General features: G+C 66.7%; 23 protein-coding genes, 1 tRNA gene and 1 other RNA gene. 19 read left to right on the top strand and 6 right to left on the bottom strand.

Annotation, left to right across the window (positions count from 1 at the left end; genetic code table 11):
• Window positions 1–846: 846 nt before the first annotated feature.
• Window positions 847–1,284, bottom strand: a complete 438-nt coding sequence (locus ACD584_RS20125) for a hypothetical protein (RefSeq protein WP_011037360.1) — start codon at window positions 1,282–1,284, stop codon at window positions 847–849.
• A gap of 310 nt (window positions 1,285–1,594) precedes the next feature.
• On the opposite strand from ACD584_RS20125, the gene ACD584_RS20120 reads away from it, so the two are divergent.
• Both ACD584_RS20120 and ACD584_RS20115 read left to right on the top strand, forming a co-directional pair.
• The gene (locus tag ACD584_RS20120) at window positions 1,595–1,753 is read left to right on the top strand and encodes a hypothetical protein (protein ID WP_157382683.1); all 159 of its coding nucleotides are present in this window, start codon (window positions 1,595–1,597) and stop codon (window positions 1,751–1,753) included.
• 7 nt (window positions 1,754–1,760) lie between these two features.
• Window positions 1,761–2,564, top strand: coding sequence for a glutaminyl-peptide cyclotransferase (locus ACD584_RS20115; RefSeq protein ID WP_011037361.1), 804 nt, complete (start codon window positions 1,761–1,763; stop codon window positions 2,562–2,564).
• 257 nt (window positions 2,565–2,821) lie between these two features.
• Here ACD584_RS20115 and ACD584_RS20110 read toward each other — a convergent pair whose 3' ends face one another.
• Together ACD584_RS20110 and ACD584_RS20105 are read right to left on the bottom strand one after the other, a co-directional pair.
• A complete protein-coding gene (locus ACD584_RS20110; protein ID WP_070691330.1) occupies window positions 2,822–3,622 on the bottom strand; it encodes an amidohydrolase in 801 nt (266 codons plus the stop codon).
• A gap of 145 nt (window positions 3,623–3,767) precedes the next feature.
• Entirely contained in the window at window positions 3,768–4,916 is a 1,149-nt protein-coding gene (locus tag ACD584_RS20105) for a pyridoxal phosphate-dependent aminotransferase (protein ID WP_011037363.1), read from the bottom strand.
• Window positions 4,917–5,112: 196 nt separating this feature from the next.
• Here ACD584_RS20105 and ccmA point away from each other — a divergent pair, with 196 nt between their 5' ends.
• The 12 genes from ccmA (at window position 5,113) to ACD584_RS20045 (ending at window position 14,100) form a co-directional block, all read left to right on the top strand.
• Window positions 5,113–5,757, top strand: a complete 645-nt coding sequence (gene ccmA, locus ACD584_RS20100) for a heme ABC exporter ATP-binding protein CcmA (RefSeq protein ID WP_011037364.1) — start codon at window positions 5,113–5,115, stop codon at window positions 5,755–5,757.
• Window positions 5,754–6,449 carry a heme exporter protein CcmB gene (gene ccmB, locus ACD584_RS20095; RefSeq protein WP_011037365.1) on the top strand — a complete coding sequence of 232 codons (696 nt, stop codon included), beginning with the start codon at window positions 5,754–5,756 and terminating at the stop codon, window positions 6,447–6,449. The genes ccmA and ccmB overlap by 4 nt, the downstream gene beginning before the upstream one ends.
• A 76-nt stretch (window positions 6,450–6,525) precedes the next feature.
• Entirely contained in the window at window positions 6,526–7,275 is a 750-nt protein-coding gene (locus tag ACD584_RS20090; protein ID WP_070691323.1) for a heme ABC transporter permease, read from the top strand.
• A complete protein-coding gene (gene ccmD / locus ACD584_RS20085) occupies window positions 7,272–7,442 on the top strand; it encodes a heme exporter protein CcmD (protein WP_076035661.1) in 171 nt (56 codons plus the stop codon). Before ACD584_RS20090 ends, ccmD begins: the two co-directional genes overlap by 4 nt.
• On the top strand, window positions 7,439–7,897 hold the full coding sequence (gene ccmE, locus ACD584_RS20080; protein ID WP_011037368.1) for a cytochrome c maturation protein CcmE: 459 nt from the start codon (window positions 7,439–7,441) through the stop codon (window positions 7,895–7,897). The genes ccmD and ccmE overlap by 4 nt, the downstream gene beginning before the upstream one ends.
• Before the next feature lie 123 nt (window positions 7,898–8,020).
• Complete coding sequence (locus tag ACD584_RS20075; protein WP_076035660.1) at window positions 8,021–9,958, top strand: heme lyase CcmF/NrfE family subunit; 1,938 nt, start codon at window positions 8,021–8,023, stop codon at window positions 9,956–9,958.
• Complete coding sequence (locus ACD584_RS20070) at window positions 9,951–10,553, top strand: DsbE family thiol:disulfide interchange protein (protein WP_076035659.1); 603 nt, start codon at window positions 9,951–9,953, stop codon at window positions 10,551–10,553. Before ACD584_RS20075 ends, ACD584_RS20070 begins: the two co-directional genes overlap by 8 nt.
• Entirely contained in the window at window positions 10,550–10,984 is a 435-nt protein-coding gene (locus ACD584_RS20065; protein ID WP_040941232.1) for a cytochrome c-type biogenesis protein, read from the top strand. Before ACD584_RS20070 ends, ACD584_RS20065 begins: the two co-directional genes overlap by 4 nt.
• Entirely contained in the window at window positions 10,984–11,997 is a 1,014-nt protein-coding gene (locus ACD584_RS20060) for a tetratricopeptide repeat protein (protein ID WP_175611444.1), read from the top strand. The genes ACD584_RS20065 and ACD584_RS20060 overlap by 1 nt, the downstream gene beginning before the upstream one ends.
• Before the next feature lie 121 nt (window positions 11,998–12,118).
• Window positions 12,119–12,193, top strand: a non-coding RNA gene (locus ACD584_RS20055) — sX9 sRNA.
• A 128-nt stretch (window positions 12,194–12,321) separates the two neighbouring features.
• Complete coding sequence (locus ACD584_RS20050; protein WP_076035657.1) at window positions 12,322–13,464, top strand: homoserine O-acetyltransferase; 1,143 nt, start codon at window positions 12,322–12,324, stop codon at window positions 13,462–13,464.
• 21 nt (window positions 13,465–13,485) lie between these two features.
• Window positions 13,486–14,100, top strand: a complete 615-nt coding sequence (locus tag ACD584_RS20045; protein WP_014507919.1) for a cold shock and DUF1294 domain-containing protein — start codon at window positions 13,486–13,488, stop codon at window positions 14,098–14,100.
• 46 nt (window positions 14,101–14,146) lie between these two features.
• On the opposite strand, the gene cydC is transcribed toward ACD584_RS20045, so the two are convergent.
• Complete coding sequence (gene cydC / locus ACD584_RS20040; protein ID WP_076035656.1) at window positions 14,147–15,823, bottom strand: thiol reductant ABC exporter subunit CydC; 1,677 nt, start codon at window positions 15,821–15,823, stop codon at window positions 14,147–14,149.
• A complete protein-coding gene (gene cydD, locus ACD584_RS20035) occupies window positions 15,820–17,553 on the bottom strand; it encodes a thiol reductant ABC exporter subunit CydD (RefSeq protein WP_076035655.1) in 1,734 nt (577 codons plus the stop codon). Before cydD ends, cydC begins: the two co-directional genes overlap by 4 nt.
• Before the next feature lie 159 nt (window positions 17,554–17,712).
• On the opposite strand from cydD, the gene ACD584_RS20030 reads away from it, so the two are divergent.
• From ACD584_RS20030 to ACD584_RS20010, 5 genes are all read left to right on the top strand, one after another.
• The gene (locus tag ACD584_RS20030; protein WP_076035654.1) at window positions 17,713–19,305 is read left to right on the top strand and encodes a cytochrome ubiquinol oxidase subunit I; all 1,593 of its coding nucleotides are present in this window, start codon (window positions 17,713–17,715) and stop codon (window positions 19,303–19,305) included.
• 15 nt (window positions 19,306–19,320) lie between these two features.
• Window positions 19,321–20,472 (top strand): cytochrome d ubiquinol oxidase subunit II, encoded by a 1,152-nt coding sequence (gene cydB, locus ACD584_RS20025; RefSeq protein WP_076035653.1) that lies wholly within the window; start codon window positions 19,321–19,323, stop codon window positions 20,470–20,472.
• Between the two features lie 78 nt (window positions 20,473–20,550).
• Window positions 20,551–20,652, top strand: a complete 102-nt coding sequence (cydX, locus tag ACD584_RS20020) for a cytochrome bd-I oxidase subunit CydX (protein WP_011037379.1) — start codon at window positions 20,551–20,553, stop codon at window positions 20,650–20,652.
• Window positions 20,653–20,714: 62 nt separating this feature from the next.
• A tRNA-Pro gene (locus ACD584_RS20015) sits at window positions 20,715–20,791 on the top strand.
• A gap of 85 nt (window positions 20,792–20,876) precedes the next feature.
• Complete coding sequence (locus ACD584_RS20010; RefSeq protein ID WP_012438181.1) at window positions 20,877–22,145, top strand: MFS transporter; 1,269 nt, start codon at window positions 20,877–20,879, stop codon at window positions 22,143–22,145.
• Here ACD584_RS20010 and ACD584_RS20005 read toward each other — a convergent pair.
• Window positions 22,126–24,039 carry a CocE/NonD family hydrolase gene (locus tag ACD584_RS20005; RefSeq protein ID WP_076035652.1) on the bottom strand — a complete coding sequence of 638 codons (1,914 nt, stop codon included), beginning with the start codon at window positions 24,037–24,039 and terminating at the stop codon, window positions 22,126–22,128. The genes ACD584_RS20010 and ACD584_RS20005 overlap by 20 nt on opposite strands.
• Between the last annotated feature and the right edge of the window lie 394 nt (window positions 24,040–24,433).

Raw genomic sequence — 24,433 nt, 5'->3', positions numbered from 1 at the left:
TACAAGACGTGCAATAAAAAAACGGCCCTGCGAAGGGCCGTTTTTCGTTATCGCTTGGATCATGTCTGCGTGAATCACGCGATACATTGAAGTAAGCGCGAGACATTAACTGTGGCTCGCAGCGAACCGGCACGCGAGGCAGCTTTAGAGCGGCCAACGGAACACCGCTGTGCGGGCGCGGCCGGCTTTGTGGTTCCATCAGCACACAACCACGTTGCCAGGTGCGATGTCCTCACCGCTTGCGGGACCGTGTGGCGGCATGGATGCCGCCACCGAGACTACATGGACGTACTTGCGGCGTGTCCCGCAAGCGGTGAGGGCAACGCGCCCTCGACTAACCAAGCTTTTTTTGACTACATCCAAATGCGGCTAAGACTCGACATTTCGATTGTCTTCTCCTGTCTTGGAGTGGTTGGACAGTGCGGATAGATCACTTGCACAGCGGCTGATCTGCGGCTTGGCTGCAGGGCCCTGGCCCGCCCACCGTCGCAGGACACGCTGCAAGTACGTCCATGTAAGCTCTTCTACGGCATCCATGCCGCATAAGGTCCCGCGCGCCGGTGGGCGGGCAAGGACCAGTCCAGAGTGTCGGTGTGCATGTGCGAGCAGTGCATGCCGTGCGGCCGTCCGACTAGTTGCCGGTCTGATCAAGTTCACTCGATCCGCGCAATGTCGCTGCCATCCCGACATCATTTCACTCGTCAATCAAAGTCAGTGCGGCCAACGCACTGCCGCCATCGCTACAGACCTCTAGAGGCTTTGTTACCTATCTCTAGGTAACAAAGCCTCTCGCGTACAGATGCGCTTGTTGTGTGCAGTGCCGTCTTCAGCGCGATCTGCCGCGTCTTACTTGCGACGCTCGATCACGAAGTTGCCTACATTGACGCCCAGGTCCACACCTTCACCCGTCCCGGCCAGGGCTAGCGAGATGTCGCCTTTGGTGACGACCTGTGCGGTACTGGACTTGACCACGCCGGCATGCGCCTCGGCGGCCGCATAGGTGCCCAGCAGATCATTGAGGCTGTATGCACCGGAGAAGGTGCCGCGGCCGCCGGTGATCTTGGACTTGCCGACTGTCAGGCCACCGCCCTTGCTGGAGATCTTCACCGGAATCACCGCACCGTTGTCGCAGGTGATGGTGCCGGTGCCGCTGGCGGTCTTGTAGAACACCGACCAGCCTTCGAGATTGAACGACAGTTTGCAGTCGATGTTGCCTGCTGCCTGGGCCTGCGGCGCGAGCGTGGCGACGCCCAGCAGCGCGAACAGAGAGAACGACTTGATCATGTGCAGCTTCCGGTGATGGACGTGGCGCGAGCCTAGCAGCGCCGGTGTGGCGGCCGCGACAAGGTCCCCGCGCCGTGCAAGCACCGGTTCAGCGAATCGTTGGGGCGCGTGCAAGGCGCAGACGGCGCAGTTCACCGCGTGGCATCCCGTGCCGGTGGGCGCCGCCGTCGGAGCGAAGCGCTGGCGGCGCGAAGGCGCAAGGCCGAGCCGCCGCTGGGGGCCGTTGCTTTGTCGACTGCCCTATCGGAATCGAAGGCGTCACTGACCTCGCGTCCGGCATCTTCGATGCATAGGTGCGCTTGATGCAGCCTTGAGCAGCCGGATCGAGGGACGGTTAGTCGCCGCGCACCGGAACCAATGGGATCACTGGCTCTGCATGCCGCATCCCAACGCGCAGGTGGCTTTGCATCCAGCGTTGATCGAGCAGATCGCGGTGCGGTTGGCTTCGGTCTTGGCCGGCATGGGATGATCACCTCATGCCACGTCTCGTCCCTGCCCTGCTACTCATCCTCGCACTCCTGCCGGCCATGGCAGTTGCCCGCGACCCGGTCCCGACGCAGGGCTATCGCGTGGTCAAGCGCTATCCGCACGACACCACTGCCTTTACCGAAGGCCTGTTTTATCTGCGCGGCCATCTGTACGAAAGCACTGGCGAGACCGGGCGTTCGAGCGTGCGCAAGGTGGACCTGGAAACAGGGCGCATCCTGCAACGCGCCGAGGTGCCGCCACCGTATTTCGGCGAAGGCATCGTGGCTTGGCGCGACCGCCTGATCCAGCTGACCTGGCGTAACCACGAAGGCTTCGTCTACGACCTGGCGACGCTGACGCCACGCGCGCGTTTCCGCTATCCGGGTGAAGGCTGGGCGCTGACCAGCGATGACAGCCACCTGTACATGAGCGACGGCACCGCAGTGATCCGCAAACTGGATCCGGACACATTGCAGCAGGTCGGCAGCATCAAGGTCACCGCCGGCGGCCGGCCGCTGGACAATCTCAACGAGCTGGAATGGGTCAACGGCGAGCTGCTAGCCAATGTCTGGCTGACCTCGCGCATTGCGCGCATCGATCCGGCCAGCGGCAAGGTAGTGGCCTGGATCGACCTGCAAGCGCTGGTGCCGGACGCCGACGCACTGACCGACTCCACCAACGATGTGCTCAACGGCATCGCATTCGACGCCGAGCACGACCGCTTGTTCGTCACCGGCAAACGTTGGCCGATGCTCTATGAAATCCGGCTCACACCACTGCCACACGCCGCGGCCGGCAAGCACGCGCAGTAGCTGCGAAGCGCGGAGCGAACAGGGAGAGTCGCCCACCACTTCCGAGTGATTAGCGGCTGGCAGCCCAGGCAAGCGCAATGCAATGTCAGGCTCTAGCCGTCGCGCGCCGAAGCGGCCTACGCCTTAACGGAAACGCAGGTGTTCCACGGCGAGCCGCTTTCAGCTGCTCCAGGCGGAAGCATCCCGCAGATAAATCAGGCGTCAGCACTCCCGCCCTTGCAAATCCCCAATCCCGACTCCCCAATCCCCACTCACACCTACTCGCCCAGCACAAAGCTGTCCGCATCCAGCATCGCCGGGAAGCGCGCGCGGTGCTCAGCGAGCGCGACTGCGCTGATCGTGGTGGTCACCACCTGTTCCTGTTCGCGGATTTCCACTTGCGGCTGGCCGAGGAAATCGATCACCGCGCTGTCGCCGGCGTAGTGCAACTGGTTGCCGTCCACCCCGACGCGATTGACCGCCGCCACGAAGCACAGGTTCTCGATCGCGCGCGCGCGTAACAGTGTCTTCCAGGCGTAGGCACGTGCGGACGGCCAATTGGCGACGAACAATTGCAGATCGAAATCCAGTTGGCCCGGGCGCTCCACATCGAAGCGGTTGCGGCAAAACACCGGAAAGCGCAGGTCGTAGCAGACCTGTGGGTTGATCCGCCACCCCTTCCACTCGACGCAGAGGCGCTCGCGCCCGGCCGCATAGCGCAGATGCTCGTTGCCGAAGCGGAACAGGTGGCGCTTATCGTAGTACTGCAACGCCCCATCCGGCGTGGCCCACAGCAGCCGGTTGAACACACCGTGCTCGGTGCGCAACTGCACACTGCCGGTGATCGCCGCCCCCAACCGCGCGGCCTGAGTGCGGATCCACGCAACGGTGGGCCCGTCCATGGCCTCGGCCTTGTCGATGACCTCGTTGGAAAACCCGCTGGTGAAGGTTTCCGGCAGGATCACCAGATCGCTCTGCCCGGCCAACGGCTCCAGCAACGCGCCGTAATAGTCGCGATTGCCAGCTGTATCGTGCCAGCGGGTGCTGCCTTGAACGAGGGAAATGCGCAGGTCGTGCATGGTTGGCTCGGGAATGGGGAATCGAGGGTGGGGAACGGGAAAAGCGGCACCAGCAGGCGCGAGGTCAACGGGCAGAGATCAGGATCACGCCAGGCGATGGCTATGCTTTGCGACTCCCCAATCCCGATTCCCGAATCCCAGCTCCTCAAAGCTGCTGTAACCGCGCAATCGCCGCATCCAACGTGGCATCGTTCTTGGCGAAACACAGCCGCGCCAGGCGTTGCCCGGCCGGTGCGGTTTCGTAGAACGGCGACAGCGGAATCGCCGCCACGCCCTTCTCCACCGTCAGCCACTTCACGAACTCGGTGTCGGGCAGGTCGCTGATGGCCGAATAGTCAACCAGCTGGAAATAACCACCCGGCACCGGCAGCGGGACCAGCCGTGTGGTCAGCAGCTGCTCGCGGAAGCGGTCGCGCTTGGCCTGATAGAACGCGCCCAGTTGTTCGTCGTGCTCGGGTTCGTCGCGCAGCATCGCGGCAAACGCGTGCTGCGCCGGGCCGAAGCTGGTGAAGGTGTTGTACTGGTGCACCTTGCGGAATTCAGCACTCAGCGCGGGCGGCGCGATGGCATACCCGATCTTCCAGCCGGTGCAATGGTAGGTCTTGCCAAAGCTGGAAATCACGAACGCGCGCGCGCGCAATTCCGGCCAGCGCAGCACCGACTCGTGCCGGCGGCCGTCGAACACGATGTGCTCGTAGACCTCGTCAGACAGCAGGAAGATGTCGGTGCCATGCAGCAGCTCGGTGAGGGTCTGCATGTCGGCGGCCGAGAGCATCGCGCCGGAGGGATTGTGCGGCGAGTTGATCATCAGCAAGCGCGTCTTCGGCGTGATCGCCGCGCGCAGCGCATCCCAATCCACGGCAAAGGTCTGCGGGTCCAGTGCCACGTGCACGGCGCGTGCCCCGGCCAGATCGATGGCCGGCTCGTAGCAGTCGTAGGCCGGGTCCAGCACGATCACTTCTTCGCCCGCGCGCACCACCGCGTGGATGGCGTTGAAGATGGCCTCGGTGGCGCCGCTGGTGACGGTGATTTCGGTGTCGGCATCCACCTGCGCGCCATAGCAGCGCTGCGCCTTGCCGGCGATGGCCTGGCGCAACGCGGCCACACCGGTCATCGGCGGGTACTGGTTGTGCCCGGCGGCCATGGCCTGGCCGAGTGCGTCGACCAGCCGCTGCGGCACCGCGAAATCCGGGAAGCCCTGGCCCAGGTTGACCGCGCCGTGCTCGGCCGCCAGCTGCGACATGACGGTGAAGATGGTGGTGCCCACCTTGGGCAGCTTGGTCGTGACGGGCATCGCGCGTTTCCGGTCGACAAACAGGGGACCGCGAGTGTACGCAACCCGCCCAGCCAGTGCGCCGGGCGATGCGCAAAACAGCGTTCCCGGACACATCACACCGCATGCGCGGCCCCGGGCCGTACGCATCGCCGCTACAATGCGCGCCCTGTCCCGCCCTTCCCATGCCGTCCTGCGACGGGAGCCCGCTGCGCCGATGATCGATCCGCTCCACACTGCGCCGCCGTTGCTGGCTGCGCGCGCGCTGGCCTTCAGCCGCAACGAGGAGCCGGTGTTCGGCCCGCTGGACTTCCATGTCGATGCCGGCGAGGCCTTGCTGGTGCAAGGCGACAACGGCGCCGGCAAGACCACGCTGCTGCGCGTGCTGGCCGGGCTGCTGCACGTGGAGCGCGGCGAGATCCTGATCGACGGCAAGACCGCTCGCCGTGGCGACCGCAGCCGCTTCATGGCCTACCTCGGGCATCTGCCCGGCCTCAAGGCTGACCTCAGCACGCTGGAAAACCTGCATTTCCTGTGCGGCCTGCACGGCCGGCGGGCCAAGCAGATGCCTGGCAGTGCACTGGCCATCGTGGGCCTGGCCGGCTACGAGGATGCGTTGGTGCGGCAGCTCTCGGCCGGCCAGCGCAAGCGGCTGGCGCTGGCCCGGCTGTGGCTCTCGCCGGCCCCGCTGTGGTTGCTGGACGAACCCTATGCCAACCTGGATCTGGAGGGCATCACCCTGGTCAACCGGATGATTTCCGCGCATCTGCGTGGCGGTGGCGCGGCCCTGGTCACCACGCACGGCGCCTATGCCGCGCCGCCGGTGCGCACGCGCATGCTGACCCTGGAGGCCGCCGCATGAGCGCGCATTCGCCGCAACCCTCGCTGTGGCAGGCCGGGCGGGCGCTGGTGCGCCGCGACCTGCAACTGCTGTGGCGCCGCCGCAGCGATGCGCTGCAACCGGCGCTGTTTGCGCTGCTGATCGTGGTGCTGTTCGCGCTGGGCCTGGGCGGGCGCCCGGACCTGTTGGCGCAGGCCGCGCCGGCGGTGCTGTGGCTGTCGGTGCTGCTGGCCGGGCTGTTGTCGCTGGATGCGCTGTTCCGCAGCGATGTCGAAGACGGCTCGATGGAGCAATGGCTGCTCGCGCCGGTGCCGCTGGCCTGGTTGATCGCGGTGCGCGTGCTGTTGCACTGGGCCACCAGCGCACTGCCGCTGATCGCGGTGACCCCGTTGCTGGGCGAATTGCTGCACCTGCCACATGACCAACTGCCCGTGCTGCTGGCATCGTTGGCCCTGGGAACACCGCTTCTGAGCCTGCTCGGCGCCGTGGTTGCAGCGCTGACAGTCACCATGAAACGCTCTGGTATTCTCGTGGCGCTGCTGGCGTTGCCGCTGTATGTGCCGGTGCTGGTGTTCGGCGCCGGCAGTGTGGCGGCCAGCGGACAAGGCCAGGATGCGGTGGGTGCGTTGTTGTTGTTGGGGGCCGGCCTGGTGATCGGCGTGGTTTTGGCACCGCTGGCTGCGGCAGCCGCGATCCGTATTTCACTGAGCTGACCAATGCAGTCGATGCGGCGTTGATGCGACACTCCGCTCCGCGAGCAATTGTCATACCGAGAGCCATCGCCATCGCATGAACGTCGTCGCCCGCTGGTTCCACCACGTTGCTTCCCCGCCGATCTTCGACCGTTTTACCGCGCGCTGGGCGCCGTGGTGCTATGCGCTGGCGGCGGTATTGCTGGGCATCGGCATCTGGCAGGCATTGTTCGCGGTGCCGGCCGACTACCAGCAGGGCGATAGCTTCCGCATCCTGTATATCCACGTGCCCAGCGCATGGATGAGCCTGTTCGTGTTCGGGCTGATGGCGCTGTACGCGGCCATCGCGCTGATCTGGCGCATCAAGGTGTGCGAGATCCTGGCCATGGCCTGCGCGCCGATCGGCGCCGCCTTTACCGTGATCACCCTGCTCACCGGCAGCATCTGGGGCAAGCCGATGTGGGGCGCCTGGTGGGACTGGGACCCGCGCCTGACCACCGAATTGATCCTGCTGTTTCTGTACCTGGGCGTGATCGGGCTGTATCACGCCATCGACGACCGCCGTCAGGCCGCGCGGGCCGCGAGCCTGCTGGCAATCGTCGGCGTTGCGTTGCTGCCGGTGATCCGCTATTCGGTGGTGTGGTGGAATTCGCTGCACCAGGGCCAGAGCATCCGTCTGCTGGGCCCGTCCAGTATCGATGCCAGCATGCTGCTGCCGCTGTGGCTGATGGTGATCGGCACCAAGTTCTGGTTTGCCGGCTCGCTGCTCACGCGGGCGCGTGCCGACAACCTGCGCCGCGAAGCCGGCAAGGCGTGGATCATGCGCGATGCGGAGGGCACGGCATGAATTATCTGCCCTATGTGATTGCGGCCTACGCGGTGTTCGCGCTGGTGCTGCTGTGGGATTTGATCGCCGTCCGCTGGCAGGTGCGCAAAGCCTTGAAAGTAGCGCAGGCGCGGCGCCTGCGCGAGCGCAAACGCACACTGCCCACCGATGTGGAGCTGACCCGATGAACCCGCAACGTCGCCGCCGTCTGTGGCTGGTGCTGGCGCTGGTGCTGGCCGGTGGCCTGGCGACCACGCTGGTGGCCATGGCCCTGCAGCGCAACGTGGCGTATCTGTACACGCCGGCCGAGGTGTTGCGCGGCGAGGCCGGGGAGCATGCGCGTTTCCGTTTGGGTGGCATGGTGGAAAAAGGCTCGTTCCGGCGCGAAGCCGGCTCGCTGGAAGCGCACTTCCGCGTCACCGACGGCGACGCGCAATTGCCGGTGCGCTATGACCGCATCCTTCCCGACCTGTTCCGCGAGGGTCAGGCGGTGGTGGCCACCGGCCGCATGCAGCAAGGTGTGTTCGTGGCCGAGGACGTGCTGGCCAAGCATGATGAGACCTACATGCCCAAGGAAGTCGCCGACAAGATGGGTAGTGCGCATCGCAAGCACCAGGTCGCGCCGGCGAAGGTGACCCAGTGACGGTGACCTCCTTGGTAGACCGCGACGCACAGATCGACGGCACCGCGACTGACGGCCATACGCTGCCACGCAGACGCGCGGTATCGCCGGCCATCCGACGTTGTAGGAATGACAGGCAGGCCGATGCTGCCTGAACTCGGTACCTTCCTGCTGGTGCTGGCGCTGCTGGTGGCGCTGGTGCAGGCCGTCGTGCCGCTGGCCGGCGCACAGCGCGGGCGCAGTGCCTGGATGGCGGTTGCCCGCCCCGCCGCATTGGTGCAGCTGGCACTGATCGCTGCGGCGTTCGCGGTATTGACGCACGCTTTCCTGGTGCAGGATTTTTCGGTGCGATACGTGGCCGAGAACTCCAACTTGCTGCTGCCGTTGATCTATCGCTATTCGGCGGTCTGGGGCGCACACGAAGGCTCGTTGCTGCTATGGACGCTGGTGCTGGCGCTATGGACGGGCGCGGTGGCGATCTGGTCGCGGCAGTTGCCCGCCCAGGTGATCGCACGCGTGCTGGGCGTGATGGCGCTGGTGAGCATCGGCTTCCTGGCGTTCCTGTTGTTCACCTCCAATCCGTTCGCGCGGTTGATGCCGGTGCCGCTGGAAGGCGCCGACCTCAATCCGCTGCTGCAGGACCCGGGCCTGATCATCCATCCGCCGATGCTTTATTGCGGGTATGTGGGCTTTGCGGTGCCGTTCGCGTTCGCCATTGCCGCGCTGCTGGAAGGCCGCATGGACGCACGCTGGCTGCGCTGGACGCGGCCATGGACCAACATTGCCTGGTCGATGCTTACCGTAGGCATCGCGCTGGGCAGCTGGTGGGCGTATTACGAACTGGGCTGGGGTGGCTGGTGGTTCTGGGACCCGGTGGAAAACGCCAGCTTCATGCCCTGGCTGGTCGGAACTGCGCTGCTGCACTCGCAGGCGGTCACCGAAAAACGCGGCAGCTTTGCCAGCTGGACGCTGCTGCTGGCAATCGCCGCCTTCGCGCTGTCGCTGCTGGGGACCTTCCTGGTGCGTTCGGGTGTGCTGACCAGCGTGCATTCGTTTGCGGCCGATCCCTCGCGCGGCGTGTTCATCCTGGTGTTCCTGCTGAGCGTGGTCGGCGGCTCGTTGCTGCTGTATGTGCTGCGCGCGCCGCGGTTGTCGCAGGGCGATGACCCGCGCCGGGCCTTTGCCGGCAGCTCGCGCGAAACGCTGTTGCTGTTGAACAACCTGCTGCTGGCCTGCGCTTGCGCGATGGTGCTGCTGGGCACGCTGTACCCGCTGCTGGCCGATGCGCTGGGCCTGGGCAAACTGTCGGTTGGCCCGCCCTACTTCGGCACGCTGTTCCTGGTGCTGATGGCGCCGCTGGTGGCGCTGCTGCCGTTCGGGCCGCTGACCCGCTGGCAGCGCGACCAACCCTCGCGTCCGCTGGCGATACTCGCACCCTGGGCCGCGCTGGCCGCCGTGCTCGGGGTGCTGGCCTGGTTCGCCGCACCGCAGGGCCAGCTGAAAGCGGCACTCGGCGTGGCGGGGGCGGCCTGGGTGGTGCTGGGCACGCTGCGTTTTTTGTGGACGCGCCGCGCTGCCAAGGGGCGCAAGTTCACCGCCGAGATGCTCGGCATGGCGCTGGCACACACGGGCGTGGCGGTGTTCCTGGCCGGTGCCTTGCTGGTGGAATCGCTCAGCCTGCAGCGTGAAGTCGCGCTGGCACCCGGCCAGCAGATGGAGATCGGCAGCTACGCGCTGCACTTCGACGGGCTGGAAGAAGTCCGCGGGCCGAACTACGTCTCCGACCGCGCTACCTTGCAGGTGTTCAAGGACGACGCCGCAGTGGGCACGCTGCATGCCGAAAAACGCCGCTACGCCAGTGGCGGCCAAACCCTGACCGAGGCGGCGATCCGCCCGGGCCCGTTTGGCGATCTCTACGTCGCCCTGGGCGAACCGCTGGGCAATCAGGCCTGGGCGGTGCGCGTGCATCTCAAACCGTTTGTCCGCTGGATCTGGCTGGGAGCGCTGCTGATGGCGCTCGGCGGCCTGGTCACCGCGGCCGACCGGCGTTTCCGTCGTTCTCCGGAGTCCCTAAATGTCTGACCCCCGCACCTCCCGCCTGCCCACCGCCATGCTTGTGGGAGCGGGTATCCTGCTGCTCGCGCTGGCGGCGTTGCTGGTCTACGCCGTGGTGCGTTCGGGCAATGACGACCGCGACGCCTTGCCGTCGGCACTGATCGGCAAGCCGGCGCCGGAGTTCGCGCTGCCCTTGCTGCACGACCCCAGCATCATCGTGCATGCGCGCGAACTGCGCGGCGCGCCCTACATCATCAACGTGTGGGGCAGCTGGTGCCCGGCCTGCCGCGAAGAACATCCGGTGCTGAGCCGCTTCGCACTGACCAAGCGCGTGCGCGTGATCGGCTATAACTGGAAGGACGAGCGCGCCGATGCCTTGCGCTGGCTCGAACAACTGGGCAACCCGTATCTGCTGGTGGTCGCCGACACCGATGGCCGCACCGCGATCGACTTCGGCATTGCCGCCGCACCGGAAACCTTCCTGGTCGACGGCCGCGGCGTGGTGCGCTGGAAGTACAGCGGCATGCTGACCCAGTCCATCATCGACACGCAGCTGATTCCGGCGCTGAGCAAGATCGAGCGCTCGCCCAGCGCCGCGCCGGACCTGCACACCGCCCGATGACACGCGCCTGGCTACTCGCGTTGTTGCTGTGGCCCTGGCTGGCATTGGCCCAGCCAATGGGCGACCCCTCGCCGCTGCAGTACCGCTCGGCCGCCGAGGAAGCGCGCTTTCATGCGCTCACCGCCGAGCTGCGTTGCGTGCAATGCCAGAACCAGTCGCTGGCCGATTCCAACGCGCAAATTGCACAGGACCTGCGCCGCGAAGTGCTGGCGCTGATGCACGAAGGCCGCAGCGACGCGCAGATCCGCCAGTTTCTGGTGGCCCGCTACGGTGAGTTCGTGCTGTACCGGCCGCAGGTCGAATCGCGCACCTGGCTGCTGTGGTTCGGCCCGTTGCTGGTGCTACTGCTCGGCGGCACGGCGGTGGCGCTGGTGGTGCGGCGGCGCAGTGCGGCAGCGCCCACCACCAGCGTCGACGAGCAGGAGTGGTAATGGCGATCTTTGTCGCGTGCATCGTGGTGCTGGCGGTACTGGCTTTCGGCCTGGTGCTGCGCCCTTTGTGGCGCGAGGCGCGCGGCTTGGCCGGTGCGCTGGTGGTGTTGCTGCTGGCGGCCAGCGCCGCGCTTTACTGGCTGGTTGGCACGCCGGCGGCGATCGAACAGACCGCCGACCGCCCGGCCACGCCACGCATATTGGACGAGGCCATCATGCAACTGCGCACTGCCCTGGCGCGCAACCCAGACCAGGCCGAAGGCTGGGTGCTGCTGGGGCGGTCGCTGTCGAGCCAGGAGAAGTTCGCCGAAGCGCGCGATGCATTTGCCCGTGCCGTGGCGCTGCGCCCGGACGAGCCGGATGTATTGGTGGCCGCCGCGCAGACGCGCATGCTCGCCGACGACACGCCGCAGCCGGATCACGAGGCGCAACGCCTGCTCGAACATGCGCTTGCGGTGCAGCCCGAACACGAGCGTGCGCGTTGGTTCCTGGGCGTGGTGCAACGCCAGGCCGGGCAGCCCGCCGCGGCCAGCGCTACCTGGCTACCGCTGCTGGAGGTGGTAGACCCCAAGACCCGCCCCGGGCTGCTGGAACAGATCAATGCCGCGCGCCGCGAGGCCAAGCTGGAGCCGATCCAGGCCACCGCACCGGCAACTGCCACGGCCGGCACAGGCAAGGCGATTCGCGTGCGGGTGATGCTGGATGCCGAGTTCGCCAAGCGCGCCGGCTTGCCCGCCGACACCAGTGTGTTCGTGATTGCACGCTCCGCCGACACCCCGATGCCGGTAGCGGTGGAAAAACACCCGCTCAGCGCGCTGCCGTTGACCGTCACCCTGGATGATGGCGACAGCCCGATGCCCACGCGCACGCTGTCGTCGCTGGACAAGGTGCAACTGGTGGCCCGGCTCTCGCGCAGCGGCAATGCGATGCGCCAGAGCGACGATGTGGAAAGCACGCCGGTGACGGTGCAGTTGCCCACCGATGCGCAGGTGGAGCTGGTCATCGGCCGCTGAGTGCTGCGCGCTTGTAAGCGCATAGCACTCCGGGCGCGCGCGGAAACACTTCGGCATTCAGAGCAGCTATCAAAACGACTGCGCAGCCGCCAGGCGGGCGCGGCCGGTGCTCGGAATCCTCATGTACCCACGTACACTCCGGTTCCTCCGCGCCATCAGCAACCACCTGACCACTGCTCGCTACGTTTTGTTAGCCGCTCTAAAGCGATCACATCGCCGGAAACAGGCACCTTCAACGCAGCGCAGTGCCCACGCCCCCCCACCACGAAAGCGCGTGCCAACCGTGCGCATGCCGGCTCCCGCCATGCCGGATAGAATCACGCGATGACCGAATTCATTCCCACCGGTACCCGCTTCCACGCCCTGCCCTCGCCGTTGCCGATGAAACGCGGCGGCGTGCTGCATCAGGCCAGGGTGGCTTATGAAACCTGGGGCACGCTGGACGCGGACCACGGCAATGCCGTGTTGATCGTCACCGGCCTGTCGCCCAATGCCCACGCCGCGGCCAATGCCGGCAACCCCGAGCCCGGTTGGTGGGAAGCGATGGTGGGCCCGGGCAAGCCGATCGACACCGATCGCTGGTTCGTGGTGTGCGTCAACTCGTTGGGCAGTTGCAAGGGCTCCACCGGCCCGGCTTCGATCGACCCGGCCACCGGCGCTCCCTACCGGCTGTCATTCCCCGAATTGTCCATCGAAGATGTCGCCGACGCCGCGGCCGATGTGGTGCGTGCACTGGGCATCGCGCAGCTGGCCTGCCTGATCGGCAACTCGATGGGCGGCATGACCGCGTTGGCGTTGCTGCTGCGCCACCCGGGCATCGCGCGCAGCCACATCAATATCTCCGGCAGCGCGCAGGCGTTGCCGTTTTCGATCGCCATCCGCTCGCTGCAGCGCGAAGCGATCCGCCTGGATCCGCACTGGAACGGCGGCCACTACGACGATGCGCAGTACCCGGAATCGGGCATGCGCATGGCGCGCAAGCTGGGCGTGATCACTTACCGCTCGGCGCTGGAATGGGATGGCCGTTTCGGCCGCGTGCGGCTGGATTCCGAACAGACCGCCGAGGATCCGTTCGGGCTCGAATTCCAGGTCGAAAGCTATCTCGAAGGCCATGCACGCCGCTTCGTGCGCTTCTTCGATCCCAACTGCTATCTCTATCTAAGCCGCTCGATGGACTGGTTCGACCTGGCCGAGTACGCACCGGACACACGCGCCGACGCCGCAGCGCCAGAATCCGGCGTGCTGGCAGGGCTGGCGCAGATCCGCATCGCGCGCGCACTGGCGATCGGCGCCAACACCGACATCCTGTTCCCGGTGCAGCAGCAGGAACAGATCGCCGAAGGCCTGCGTGCCGGGGGCGCCGATGCACAGTTCCTGGGCCTGGATTCCCCGCAGGGCCACGATGCCTTCCTGGTGGATTTCGCTCGCTTCGGCCCGGCAGTGCGGGCCTTTCTTGCAGACTGCTGAGCCGCTCATGGTGGGGGATCGATGCGTTATCAGGGGCGTCTGAGCGATTGGGATGACCACAAGGGCTTCGGGTTCGTCGTGCCGCATGGCGGTGGCGAGCGTGCCTTCGTGCATATCGGCGCATTTGGGCCGCAGCGGCGGCGGCCCTGCAATGGCGATGTGCTCACCTACGCGGTGCAGCGCGATGCACACGCGCGGCTGAAGGCCACGCAGGTGCGCTGGGCAGACCGCAGCACCCAGGCCAGGACCCGGCAACGCGGCAGCGGCTTGCCGCGCAAGTTCATTGCGGTGATGTTCCTGGGCGCGATCGTCGCCGCCGTCGTGCTGCAGCGGCTGCCGTTGCTGGTGCTGCTCTGGTATGTAGCCGCCAGTGGGGTGGCTGTGCTGGCCTACGCCATCGACAAGTCTGCGGCGCAACGCAACCAATGGCGGACGCCGGAAGCCACCTTGCACCTGATCGGTGTGCTGGGCGGCTGGCCTGGCGCGTTGCTGGCGCAGGAATGGTTTCGCCATAAATGCAGCAAGGCCGCGTTCCAGCTGACGTTCTGGATCACCGCCGGGTTGAATGTCGGCCTGTTGCTGTGGGCCTGGCTGCAGCCGGGGCTGATGGCCACGCTCCGGGCGGTGCTGGACTGAGCACGGCACCGTGACTGCGAGACGCACCGGGACAGGTGCGTCTCGCTCAGGGCAGCGCTTCCAGCACCCCGTCCCGCATTCGGTAGCGCCGCTGCACCACGCCGTCGGGCACGCTGTCGTGGGTGATCATCACCAGGCTGCGCTGGCCGAGGGCGGCGGCCAGGTCAATCAACAGCGCATGTGCGGTATCCACGTCCAGGCCGTCGGTGGGTTCGTCCAGCAGCAGGATCTGCGCATCGCGCAACAGCGCGCGTGCCAGTGCAAGCCGGCGGGCCTGGCCAGCCGAAAGCGTGGCGCCGTTTTCGCCCACCCAGGTCTCCAGGCCGTTCTGGGCGGTGGCCCAGTCGCGCAGGCGCACCTGATCGAGCACGGCCCATAGCGCGGCATCGCTGGCAGTGGCATCGCCAATGGCCAGGTTCTCGCGCACGGTGCCGGCAAACACCGGCGCGTTCTGCGGCAGCCAGGCGATGCGTTGGTGCCACTGCGCCTGGGTGAACGCGCGCAGCGCGATGCCGGCGTAGTCCACCTGCCCGTCCTGCGGGTCCCACAGCCGCAGCAGCAGGGCCGACAGCGTGCTCTTGCCGCTGCCGCTATCGCCGCTGATGGCGATGCGCTCGCCCGGGCCCAGCCGCAGGTCCACCGCCTGCAGCACCGGCCGCGCGGCACCCGGCCAGGCGAAGCGCACCTGGCGCAGTTCCAGCACCCCGCTGGGCGGCACCGCGACTGGCTGCGGCGGGTCCTGCACCGAAGGCGCCTGGTCCACGATCGCCTGCAGGCGCTGCCCGGCCACGCGCGCACTCTGCAGCGCCTGCAACGCCAGGCCGGCGCCGGCCCACACCTCCAGCAAGGCCATGGTCAGGAACACCAGGCCGGCTGCCATCGCGGCGTCGATCAGGTCGCGCTCGGCCGCATCCAGCGCCAGCCACAGCATGCCCGCCAGGCCGATACCGCCGCAGAGCGCATGCAGCAGATTGCCGCCGATCAGGTGCCGCCGCTGGCTGCGGTCAGCCTGTGCCAAGGCCGTGGCGGCGGTGTCGATGCGGGTGACCCAGGTGCCTTGTGCCTCTACCGCGGCCAGATCCGCCGCGCCCTCCAGGCCCTCGAAGGCCTGCGTGCGCAAGGCGGCGCGCTGCTGGGTGCGGCGCAGCTCGCGCGCGGCGCCGCCACGTGCCACCTGCCACGGCACCAGCACGCCGATCAGCAGCCCCAGCACCACCAGCAGCCCTGCAGCCGGCGGGTAGATCAACGCGGCGGCCATCACGCCGGCGCACCACGCACCGAGCAATGCAGACAACGGTGCCAGCGCGCGCACGCTGACGCCATCGACCTCGCCGATATCGGACATCAGCCGCGCCAGCAGGTCACCGGTGCGTGTGGCCGACAGGCGTCCGGGTGCGAGCGGCAAGGCGCGACGGAAGAACCACACCCGCGCATCGCGCGCGATGCGCAAGGTGGCGTCGTGGCCGATGAGTTTCTCGCCGTAGCGCGACACGATCCGCGCGAACGTCAGCGCCCGGATCCCGGCCGAGGGCGAGAAGAAATTGAAGCCCGAGCCCAACCCGGCAACACCGGCCAGGGCCGCGGCGGTGAGAAATCCGCCAGACAGGCTGAGCAAGCCAACGCCCGCCAACGCGGTAACCAGTACCAACACGGCCGACACAAGCAACCGCCACAGGTGGCGGGTAAACACATCGCACAGGCGATCGGGTGCCGGGTGTCTCATGGCTGCTCCATCGCAACGCGCGCGCCGCGCAGATCGATCACCGTGTCGGCCCACTGCATCACTGCGGCGCTGTGCGTGGCCAGCACCACAGCGCGTCCACGCGCGAACAGCGCAAGGCTGCGCAGCAGGTCGGCCTCGGTGTCAGGATCGAGAAAGGCCGTGGGCTCGTCCAGCAACAGCACATCGGGCTCCCGCAACAGCAGCCGTGCCAAGGCCACGCGCCGGGCTTCGCCGCCAGATAACCCGAAGCCGCGCTCGCCGATCACCGTGTCCAGCCCGTCTGGCAGATGCGTGGCAAACCGCAGCACCTGCGCCGCGTCGGCCACTGCGCGCAGGCGGGCGTCGTTGGCCTGTGGATCGGCCAGGCGCAGGTTGTCGGCGATGCTGCCGTGGAACAGGTAGGGCCGCTGCGGTGCATAGCCGATGCGCACGCCCGGCCGCACGGCCAGGCTGCCGCCCTCCAACTCCAGCCAGCCGGCCAGGCCTTCCAACAGCGTGCTCTTGCCGCTGCCGCTGGGGCCAACCAGTGCGACACGCTGGCCGGCCTCCAGCGCCAGCGAAAAATCGCGCACGACCTGCACCGGCGAACCGGGCGGACGCACTGCCAGCCCACGTGCCTGCAGCAACGGCGCGTGCGCCTGTGCCGGTTCCAGCGGCCTCGCCGGCACTGCCGGCACCTGCACCGCCACCGCAGGCGGTGCAAAGCCGTGCAGCAGGCGCTCGGCTTCGGACACCGCGGCCAGCGCGTTGGCGCGGTCGTGGTAGTGCGCGGCCAGCCGCCGCAGAGGCGCAAAGAATTCCGGCGCCAACAGCAGGCAGAATATGCCTGTGCCCAGGCTCGGCAGCCCGTGCAGATCCAGCATGCCCAGGTAGCTCAACCCGAAATACAGCGCCACGATCGCCACGCTCACCGAGGCGAAGAATTCCAGCACGGTGGAGGACAGGAACGCGATGCGCAGCACTTTCAGCGAGCGTTCGCGCACGCCGTCGGCGGCTGCAGCAATGCCGCCCAATTCGGCCTCGCCACGGCCGTACACCCGCAGCAGACCCAGGCCCTTGAGGCGGTCGGCAAAGTGCCCGCCCATGCGCGCCAACTCACCCAGTTGCTCGCGGCCGGCGGCTTCGGCGCCCCACCCCACCAGCATCATGAAAAACGGAATCAGCGGCGCGGTGAGCAACAGCACCAGGCCCACCACCCAATCCACCGAGAACACCGCCAGCAGGATCAACCCCGGCACCACCAGCATTTCGGTGCGCGCCAGCTGGTAACCGACGAAATAGCCTTCCAGCGCGTCGCTATGCGCCAGGCTCAGTTCACCGAGTTCACCGCTGCGCTGGCGGCGCAACCACACCGGGCCGTGTTCGAGCAGGCGCCGTGCAATACGCAGGCGCAAGGCGTGTTTGGCGACATCGGCCACCTCGCCGGCCAGCGATTGCGCCCATGCGCCGCACAGCGCGCGACCGATCGCCGCACCCAGCAGGCCCAGGCCGACATGGCCCAGTTCCGCCAGTGGCCGGTGCTGCACCAGCACGGACTGGATCAGCCAGGCGATGGCGGCGGACTGCAGCAGCAATAACACGCCCGAAATCGTCACCGCCACGCCCGCCAGACGGCGCGCGCGCATGACCGGTGCGGCCAGCGCGTCCAGCCATTGGCCGCGCTGGCGGCGCTGCGCGGGCGTTTCGCTGGCTGGCACGCTGGGCTGGCTCACATCGCTCTCGGAAGACATCGCGGCGGATCGCAATTGTAAGTCGCCATCCCACGGCTGCGGGTTGGACAGTCTGACGCACCCATCGGTGGCCGCCTTGATTTGGATCAACGCGCCGGGCGCGGCAGGGGCAGATCATCCGCTGTGTTCCTACTGACACTCAACCAGGTCCACCCTGCCATGATCGACTCGACAGTCGTTGAACTGTCGCGGCTGCAGTTCGCACTGACCGCGATGTACCACTTTCTCTTCGTCCCGCTGACCCTGGGGCTCTCTTTCATGATTGCGATCATGGAGAGCGTCTATGTCATGACCGGCAAGGACGTCTGGCGCCGCATGACGCTGTTCTGGGGCGTGCTGTTCGGCATCAATTTCGCCATGGGTGTCGGCACCGGCATCGTGATGGAGTTCCAGTTCGGCATGAACTGGTCGTACTACAGCCACTATGTCGGCGACATCTTCGGCGCGCCGCTGGCGATCGAAGGCCTGATGGCGTTCTTCCTGGAAGCGACCTTCATCGGCCTGTTCTTTTTCGGCTGGAGCCGGCTCTCACGCGTGCAGCACCTCACGGTGACCTGGCTGATGGCGCTGGGCACCAACCTGTCGGCGCTGTGGATCCTGATTGCCAACGGCTGGATGCAGAACCCCACCGGTGCGGTGTTCAACCCGGACACCATGCGCATGGAAGTGGTGGACTTCATGGCGGTGCTGTTCAACCCGGTGGCGCAGGCCAAGTTCGTGCACACGGTGAGCGCGGGCTACGTTACCGGCGCGATGTTCGTGATGTCGATCAGTGCGTTGTTCCTGCTGCGCGGCACACACCGAGAGCTGGCCCGGCGCTCGTTCGCGGTGGCTGCGGCGTTCGGCCTGTTCTCGGCGCTGTCGGTGGTGGTGCTCGGCGATGAGAGCGGCTATGCCGCCAACGAACACCAGAAGATGAAGCTGGCCGCCATCGAGGCGATGTGGGAGACCGAAGCGGCACCGGCCAACTTCACCGCGTTCGGCATTCCCAACCAGACCACACACCGCAACGATTACGCGATCCAGCTGCCCTACCTGATGGGGCTGGTGGCCACGCGCTCGCTGGACCAGCAGATCCCCGGCATCCTGGATCTGGTCAAGCGTGCCGAACACCGCATCCGCGGCGGGCAGATCGCCTACGGTGCATTGCAACGCCTGCGTGCCGACAAGCACGATGTTGAAGCACGCAAGGTGTTCGATGCGCATTGGCAGGATCTGGGCCACGGGCTGCTGCTCAAGCGCTATCGCGATGACATCGGCAACGCCACGCCAGAGCAGATTGCACAGGCAGCTATAGACACCGTGCCGCGCGTCTTGCCGCTGTTCTGGACGTTCCGGGTGATGGCGGCACTGGGCTTCTATCTGATCGTCTTCTTCGCCGCCGCGTTCTGGTTCTCGTGCAAGCACACTTTCGAAGACAAGCGCTGGTTCCTGACGGTGGCGCTGTGGTCGTTGCCGGCACCGTGGATCGCCATCGAATGCGGCTGGTTCGTGGCCGAATACGGCCGCCAGCCGTGGGCGGTGGAAGGCGTGCTGCCCACGTTCTATGCCGCCTCCGGTCTTGCCTTGCACCAGATCCTGCTCTCGCTGGGCGGCTTCGTGGCGCTGTACACGGTGCTGCTGATCATCGAGATCAAGCTGATGCTCAACGCCATCCGCAAGGGCCCGGACGCGTTCTTTCCCGCCTTGCGTGACACCACCTCCCCTGCCCCCACGCATGCCGGCGATGCGCTGGCTGGCGCTCAACCGTAACGGTCGGAGACACCCATGGATTTCATTGGATTGGACTACACAACGCTGCGCGTGATCTGGTGGCTACTGCTCGGCATCCTGCTGATCGGGTTTGCGGTCATGGACGGGTTCGACCTGGGCGTGGGCACGCTGCTGCCATTTGTGGCGCGCACCGATGCCGAGCGCCGGATGGTGGTCAACACCATCGGCCCGGTATGGGAAGGCAACCAGGTGTGGCTGGTGCTCGGTGGCGGGGCGATCTTCGCAGCCTGGCCACCGTTGTATGCGGTGAGCTTTTCGGGCTTTTATCTGGCGATGTTCGTGATCCTGTTTGCGCTGATCCTGCGCCCGGTGGGTTTCAAGTACCGCGGCAAGCTGCCGGGGCAGCGCTGGCGCAGCAACTGGGACTGGGCGCTGTTTGTCGGCGGCTTCATTCCGGCGCTGATCATGGGCGTGGCGGTGGGCAACGTGGTGCTGGGTGTGCCATTCCATTTCGACGACAGCCTGCGCGTGTTCTACACCGGTAGTTTCTTCGGCTTGTTGACGCCCTTCGCGTTGCTGGCCGGCCTGCTCAGCGTGGCGATGCTGGTGGCGCATGGCGCGGCGATGCTGGTGCTCAAGACCGACGGCTTGGTTGCGGACCGCGCGGCGCGCTACGGCAGTAGTGCGGCCGTGCTCGGCGTGGCGTTGTTTGCAGGTGCCGGTGCCTGGGTGGCGGTCGGGTTGCCCGGCTATGTGGTGACCTCGGCAACGGTGACCGACGCGGCCACCGACCCGCTCGGCAAGACCGCCGCCCTCACCGCCGCCGGTGGCTGGCTGCACAACTACCGCAGCATGCCGGCCACCGCGCTGGCGCCGCTGGTCGGCCTGCTGGGATTGGCCCTCAACGCGGCGCTGCTGCGCGCACGCCGTGGCGGCCTGGCGTTCATTGCCTCGGGCAGTGCCATCGCCGGCATCATCCTGACCGTGGGCTTTGCGCTGTTTCCGTTCCTGCTGCCCTCTTCCAGCGCACCGGGCTCGAGCCTGACGCTGTGGGATGCCTCCAGCAGCCGGCTGACGCTGTGGATCATGTTGCTGGCCACTGCGGTGTTCCTGCCGATCATCATCGCCTACACCACCTGGGTCTACCGCGTGCTCAAGGGCAAGGTCACCGCCGAAGAGATGGCCGGCAATCCCAACGCGTATTGAGCGCACACCTGCGGGCGCTGCTGCACGGCGCACCACCGCTCGCATGCCCACACTTCAACGCAACAAGGAGCAACACCGATGTGGTATTTCGCATGGATTCTTGGCACCGGTCTGGCCGCACTGGCTGCCGTGCTCAACGGCATGTGGTTCGAGGCGCGCGAGCAAGACACACCGCATTGATAAAAAAGTTGTCTGCAGTGCTTGCCGATTTGGCATTCCCTATGTAACATACGCGGCTCCTTCGGGGTGTAGCTCAGTCTGGTAGAGCGCTACGTTCGGGACGTAGAGGTCGCAGGTTCGAATCCTGTCTCCCCGACCAAGTTTCAAAACACACAACCGGCCTCGTGCCGGTTTTGTGTTTTCAGGCGCCGCCATAATGCTGTGGTCGGTGCGGACGGTCTGTCATGTCTGGTGCACTTTCTGCCGCTGCCTCACCTTCCACACAGCGACGTGGTCGCGGAGTGGTGCTGGCTGCGGTTCTGTTGTCTGCGTTCAATCTGCGCACGGCGGTGACCTCGCTGACGCCGCTGCTGGAACGCATCGCGCATGAGTACGATTTTGGTGCCCCCACGATGGGCGCGCTGGGCATGTTGCCCACTGCCGCGTTCGCGCTCACCGGCGTGGCCACGCCCGCGTTGCTGCGCCGGTTCGGGCTGCTGCAGACCGCACTGATTGCCATGGGCCTGGCCACGATCGGTTTGCTGGTGCGCCCGCTGTTGCCGGGCACCGGCGGATTGCTGCTGGGCTCGCTGGTGGCGCTGGCCGGCATGGGCGTAGGTAACGTGGTGCTGCCGCCGCTGGTGAAGCGCTATTTCGGTGACCGCGTGGGTGGCGTCAGCACGCTGTACATCACCGTGCTGCAGGTGGGCACGCTGTTGCCGGCGCTGATGGCGGTGCCGGTGGCCGATGCCTGGGGCTGGCGCAGTTCGATGATGGTGTGGATGCTGCCGGCGCTGCTGGCGTTGATCGCCTGGGCGCTGGTGCATGCGCGCCATCGCCGCCTGGCCGCGACCGGGCCGGCGCCGGTGACGCCCACCCCGGAGGCCGAAGGCCGCGTGGCGCGCACTGCGCTGGGCTGGAGCATGGCGCTGACCTTCGGCATGACCTCGCTGGTGACCTATTCGATGTTCACCTGGCTGCCGACGCTGTTCCGCGAGGCCGGTGCCTCGCCCGCCTTCGGCGGCACCATGGTGGCGTTGTTCTCGGCGCTGGGCATGGTTGGCGCGCTGACCATGCCCGCCCTGGCGGTGCGCCTGCGCAACCCGTTCCCCATCGTGCTGCTGTGCGCGGCCTGCCACCTGGTGGCGTTCGCCGGGCTGTGGTGGGCACCGCTGGCGGCGCCGATCCTGTGGGTCACCCTGCTCGGCCTGGGGCCCAGCACGTTCCCGCTGGCACTGGTGCTGGTCAACCAGCGCAGCCGCACTGCCGCCGGCTCGGCGGCACTGTCGGGGTTTTCGCAGGGCATGGGCTACCTGGTGAGCTGCCTGGGGCCGTTCCTGTTCGGCTGGCTGCACGCCCACCGCGGCGGCTGGACCTCGCCCTTCCTGTTCCTGGCCGCCTGCATCGTGATCCAGCTGGTGGCCGCCTGGGTGGCCTGCCGCCCGCAGTGGCTGGAAGACGTATGGGCGCCGCCGGCACGCAGCGCCCGTGGCGTCAACGCACCGGCAGACTGATGTAGCTGCCCTGCCCCGGCGCCACGTACACGCGCTGGGTCGCCTTCTGATAATCGCCGGGCTTGGCGAAGAAGACATTGGGCACATAGGTCTGCGGGTTGCGGTCGTACAGCGGGAACAGGCTGGACTGCACCTGCACCATCACCCGGTGGCCCGGCTGGAAGGTGTGATTGGCAGTGGGCAGGCCGAACTGGAATGCCAGCGGCTGGTTGGCTGCCAGCGGCGCGGGCGTGCTGAAACTTTCGCGGTAGCGGCCGCGGAAGATCGCCATCGACACCGGCAGCTCGTAGCCGCCCATCTTCGGGTCGGCCGCCATCTCGTCCGGGTAGACATCGATCAGCTTGACCACCCAGTCGCTGTCGCTGCCGCTGGTGGACGCCTGCAGATGCACATCCGGCGCGCCGGCGATCTGCAGCGGTGCGGTCAGCGGCTCGGTGACGAAGGTGAGGACGTCCGGGCGGCCATCGACGAAGCGCTGGTCGTGCACCAGCCAGGTGGTCCACATGCTGCGGTCGCCGAAGTCGACCGGGCGTGGCACGAACGGCACCGGCTTGGCCGGGTCGGACACGTATTCCTCGAACGCCGGTTGCGCAGCCGTTGGCGCCTGGAACGACAGCTTGCCGCCCGCCTGCAGATACAGCGGCTTGCTCTTGGCGGCGCAGCCCTTGTCGCAGCTGCGTGGCCAGGCCTGCAGGCGGTCCCAATGGTTCTCGCCGGTGTTGTAGATGAACACGGGCGGCGTGGCGGCTTTCGGCGCGCCATCGACCAGGTACTGGTCGAAGAACGGGCGCAACACATCGTGGCGGAACTGCCGCGCGGTATCGCCATCGAAGTTCAGCGCACCCAGCGCGCTGCCGTCGTAATTGACCTGGCTGTGCCGCCACGGCCCCATCACCAGGTAGTTGAGCGTGTTGCTCTTGTCGCGCGGCTCCATCGCGGCATAGCTGTGGATGGCGCCCCACATGTCTTCCTGATCCCACAGGCCCTGCAGCCACATCGTGGGCACCTTCAGCGGCGTACGCGCCATCACCTTGTCCAGTGCCTGCTCCTGCCAGAAGCTGTCGTAGGCGGCGTGTTCGGTGAGCTTGTGCCACCACGGCAGTTGTTCCAGACCCGCCGCCTTGGCGAAGTCACCGGCCGAGCCGGCGCGCAGGAAATTGCTGTAGTCGTCATGGCCCTGGCGCGCGATGCCGGTGCCCTTGCCGCGCTGGGTCAGCTGGCCGGTGAAGTAATCGAAGTTCACCTGGCGGAACGCGCCGTAGTTGAACCAGTCGTCGCCCATCCAGCCGTCCACCATGGGGCTTTCCGGCACTGCGACCTTGAGCGCCGGATGCGGGTTGGTGAGTGCCATCACCACGGTGAAGCCTTCGTACGAGGAGCCGATCATGCCGACCTTGCCGTTGGACTCCTTGAGGTTCTTCACCAGCCAATCGATGGTGTCCCAGGCATCGGTGGCATGGTCGACCTCGCTGGGATTGAGCGCGCCACGCAGCGGCCGGGTCATCACGTACTCGCCTTCCGAGCCGTACTTGCCGCGCACATCCTGGAACACGCGGATATAACCGCCTTCCACGAACACGTCATCGCCCGCAGACAACAGATCCTTCATATGCGGCGAGGCCAGACGCTCGGTGCGGCCGCTGGCGTCGTACGGCGTGCGCGTGAGCACGATCGGCGCGTTGCGCGCGCCCTTGGGCAGCACGATCACCGTATGCAGCTTGACCCCGTCGCGCATCGGGATCATCACCTCGCGTTTGACGTAGTCGTTGGCGGCGTCGCCTGCCACGAACGGCTTGCCGGTGATATCCGGCGTCATCGGCGAGGTTTGCGCCATCGTGCTACCGGTGGCGGCAGCAATGGCGGTGGCGAGCAGGCAGGCGGCAAAACGGCGCATCGACGACTCCGAAACGTGCGGGGGCAGTCGTCAACTGTAGGCAGACGGCGGCCTGCCGGGGGAGTGTCAAAGGTCGTGGTTGCCGGGTTGGGGAACACGGAGACTGATCGCAAGGCGCCGTCCAGGCATCTGAACCACCAGAGTCCATGTATCGCTCAGTATTCCATTGGTCGCGCATCGCGTGCTGGAGGCGATGCTGATGCCCACGATTCGCACACAAGTCAATCGCTTCGCGCTTCCATTTTTCGACAGGGATGTTCTTGCACATGATGAAGCGGCCTTCAACAATCAGGTGCTCATCCATGGGTATTTGCGGTTCCGTCGATCGTGTCAATTCCGGAAGACTCACATATACCGAAAGTTCTCCAGCCCAGCAGCTGCCGGCGGGCAACAC

Source organism: Xanthomonas sp. NCPPB 2922 (assembly GCF_041520885.1).
Lineage (GTDB): Bacteria > Pseudomonadota > Gammaproteobacteria > Xanthomonadales > Xanthomonadaceae > Xanthomonas > Xanthomonas campestris.
The sequence above is the reverse complement of the archived record's forward strand: the minus strand, read 5'-3'. Positions and strand labels throughout refer to the sequence as shown.

What these genes read in the sequence shown, in the direction of transcription:
- ccmA (WP_011037364.1), top strand. Translation starts at nt 5,113, where the DNA reads ATGATCGATCCGCTCCACACTGCGCCGCCGTTGCTGGCTGCGCGCGCG.
- ACD584_RS20050 (WP_076035657.1), top strand. Translation starts at nt 12,322, where the DNA reads ATGACCGAATTCATTCCCACCGGTACCCGCTTCCACGCCCTGCCCTCG.
- ACD584_RS20010 (WP_012438181.1), top strand. Translation starts at nt 20,877, where the DNA reads ATGTCTGGTGCACTTTCTGCCGCTGCCTCACCTTCCACACAGCGACGT.
- ACD584_RS20110 (WP_070691330.1), bottom strand. Translation starts at nt 3,622, where the DNA reads ATGCACGACCTGCGCATTTCCCTCGTTCAAGGCAGCACCCGCTGGCAC.
- ACD584_RS20070 (WP_076035659.1), top strand. Translation starts at nt 9,951, where the DNA reads ATGTCTGACCCCCGCACCTCCCGCCTGCCCACCGCCATGCTTGTGGGA.
- ccmB (WP_011037365.1), top strand. Translation starts at nt 5,754, where the DNA reads ATGAGCGCGCATTCGCCGCAACCCTCGCTGTGGCAGGCCGGGCGGGCG.
- cydB (WP_076035653.1), top strand. Translation starts at nt 19,321, where the DNA reads ATGGATTTCATTGGATTGGACTACACAACGCTGCGCGTGATCTGGTGG.
- ccmE (WP_011037368.1), top strand. Translation starts at nt 7,439, where the DNA reads ATGAACCCGCAACGTCGCCGCCGTCTGTGGCTGGTGCTGGCGCTGGTG.
- ACD584_RS20060 (WP_175611444.1), top strand. Translation starts at nt 10,984, where the DNA reads ATGGCGATCTTTGTCGCGTGCATCGTGGTGCTGGCGGTACTGGCTTTC.
- cydC (WP_076035656.1), bottom strand. Translation starts at nt 15,823, where the DNA reads ATGAGACACCCGGCACCCGATCGCCTGTGCGATGTGTTTACCCGCCAC.
- ACD584_RS20090 (WP_070691323.1), top strand. Translation starts at nt 6,526, where the DNA reads ATGAACGTCGTCGCCCGCTGGTTCCACCACGTTGCTTCCCCGCCGATC.
- ACD584_RS20125 (WP_011037360.1), bottom strand. Translation starts at nt 1,284, where the DNA reads ATGATCAAGTCGTTCTCTCTGTTCGCGCTGCTGGGCGTCGCCACGCTC.
- ACD584_RS20105 (WP_011037363.1), bottom strand. Translation starts at nt 4,916, where the DNA reads ATGCCCGTCACGACCAAGCTGCCCAAGGTGGGCACCACCATCTTCACC.
- ACD584_RS20115 (WP_011037361.1), top strand. Translation starts at nt 1,761, where the DNA reads ATGCCACGTCTCGTCCCTGCCCTGCTACTCATCCTCGCACTCCTGCCG.
- ACD584_RS20005 (WP_076035652.1), bottom strand. Translation starts at nt 24,039, where the DNA reads ATGCGCCGTTTTGCCGCCTGCCTGCTCGCCACCGCCATTGCTGCCGCC.
- ACD584_RS20065 (WP_040941232.1), top strand. Translation starts at nt 10,550, where the DNA reads ATGACACGCGCCTGGCTACTCGCGTTGTTGCTGTGGCCCTGGCTGGCA.
- cydX (WP_011037379.1), top strand. Translation starts at nt 20,551, where the DNA reads ATGTGGTATTTCGCATGGATTCTTGGCACCGGTCTGGCCGCACTGGCT.
- cydD (WP_076035655.1), bottom strand. Translation starts at nt 17,553, where the DNA reads ATGTCTTCCGAGAGCGATGTGAGCCAGCCCAGCGTGCCAGCCAGCGAA.
- ACD584_RS20030 (WP_076035654.1), top strand. Translation starts at nt 17,713, where the DNA reads ATGATCGACTCGACAGTCGTTGAACTGTCGCGGCTGCAGTTCGCACTG.
- ccmD (WP_076035661.1), top strand. Translation starts at nt 7,272, where the DNA reads ATGAATTATCTGCCCTATGTGATTGCGGCCTACGCGGTGTTCGCGCTG.
- ACD584_RS20045 (WP_014507919.1), top strand. Translation starts at nt 13,486, where the DNA reads ATGCGTTATCAGGGGCGTCTGAGCGATTGGGATGACCACAAGGGCTTC.
- ACD584_RS20075 (WP_076035660.1), top strand. Translation starts at nt 8,021, where the DNA reads ATGCTGCCTGAACTCGGTACCTTCCTGCTGGTGCTGGCGCTGCTGGTG.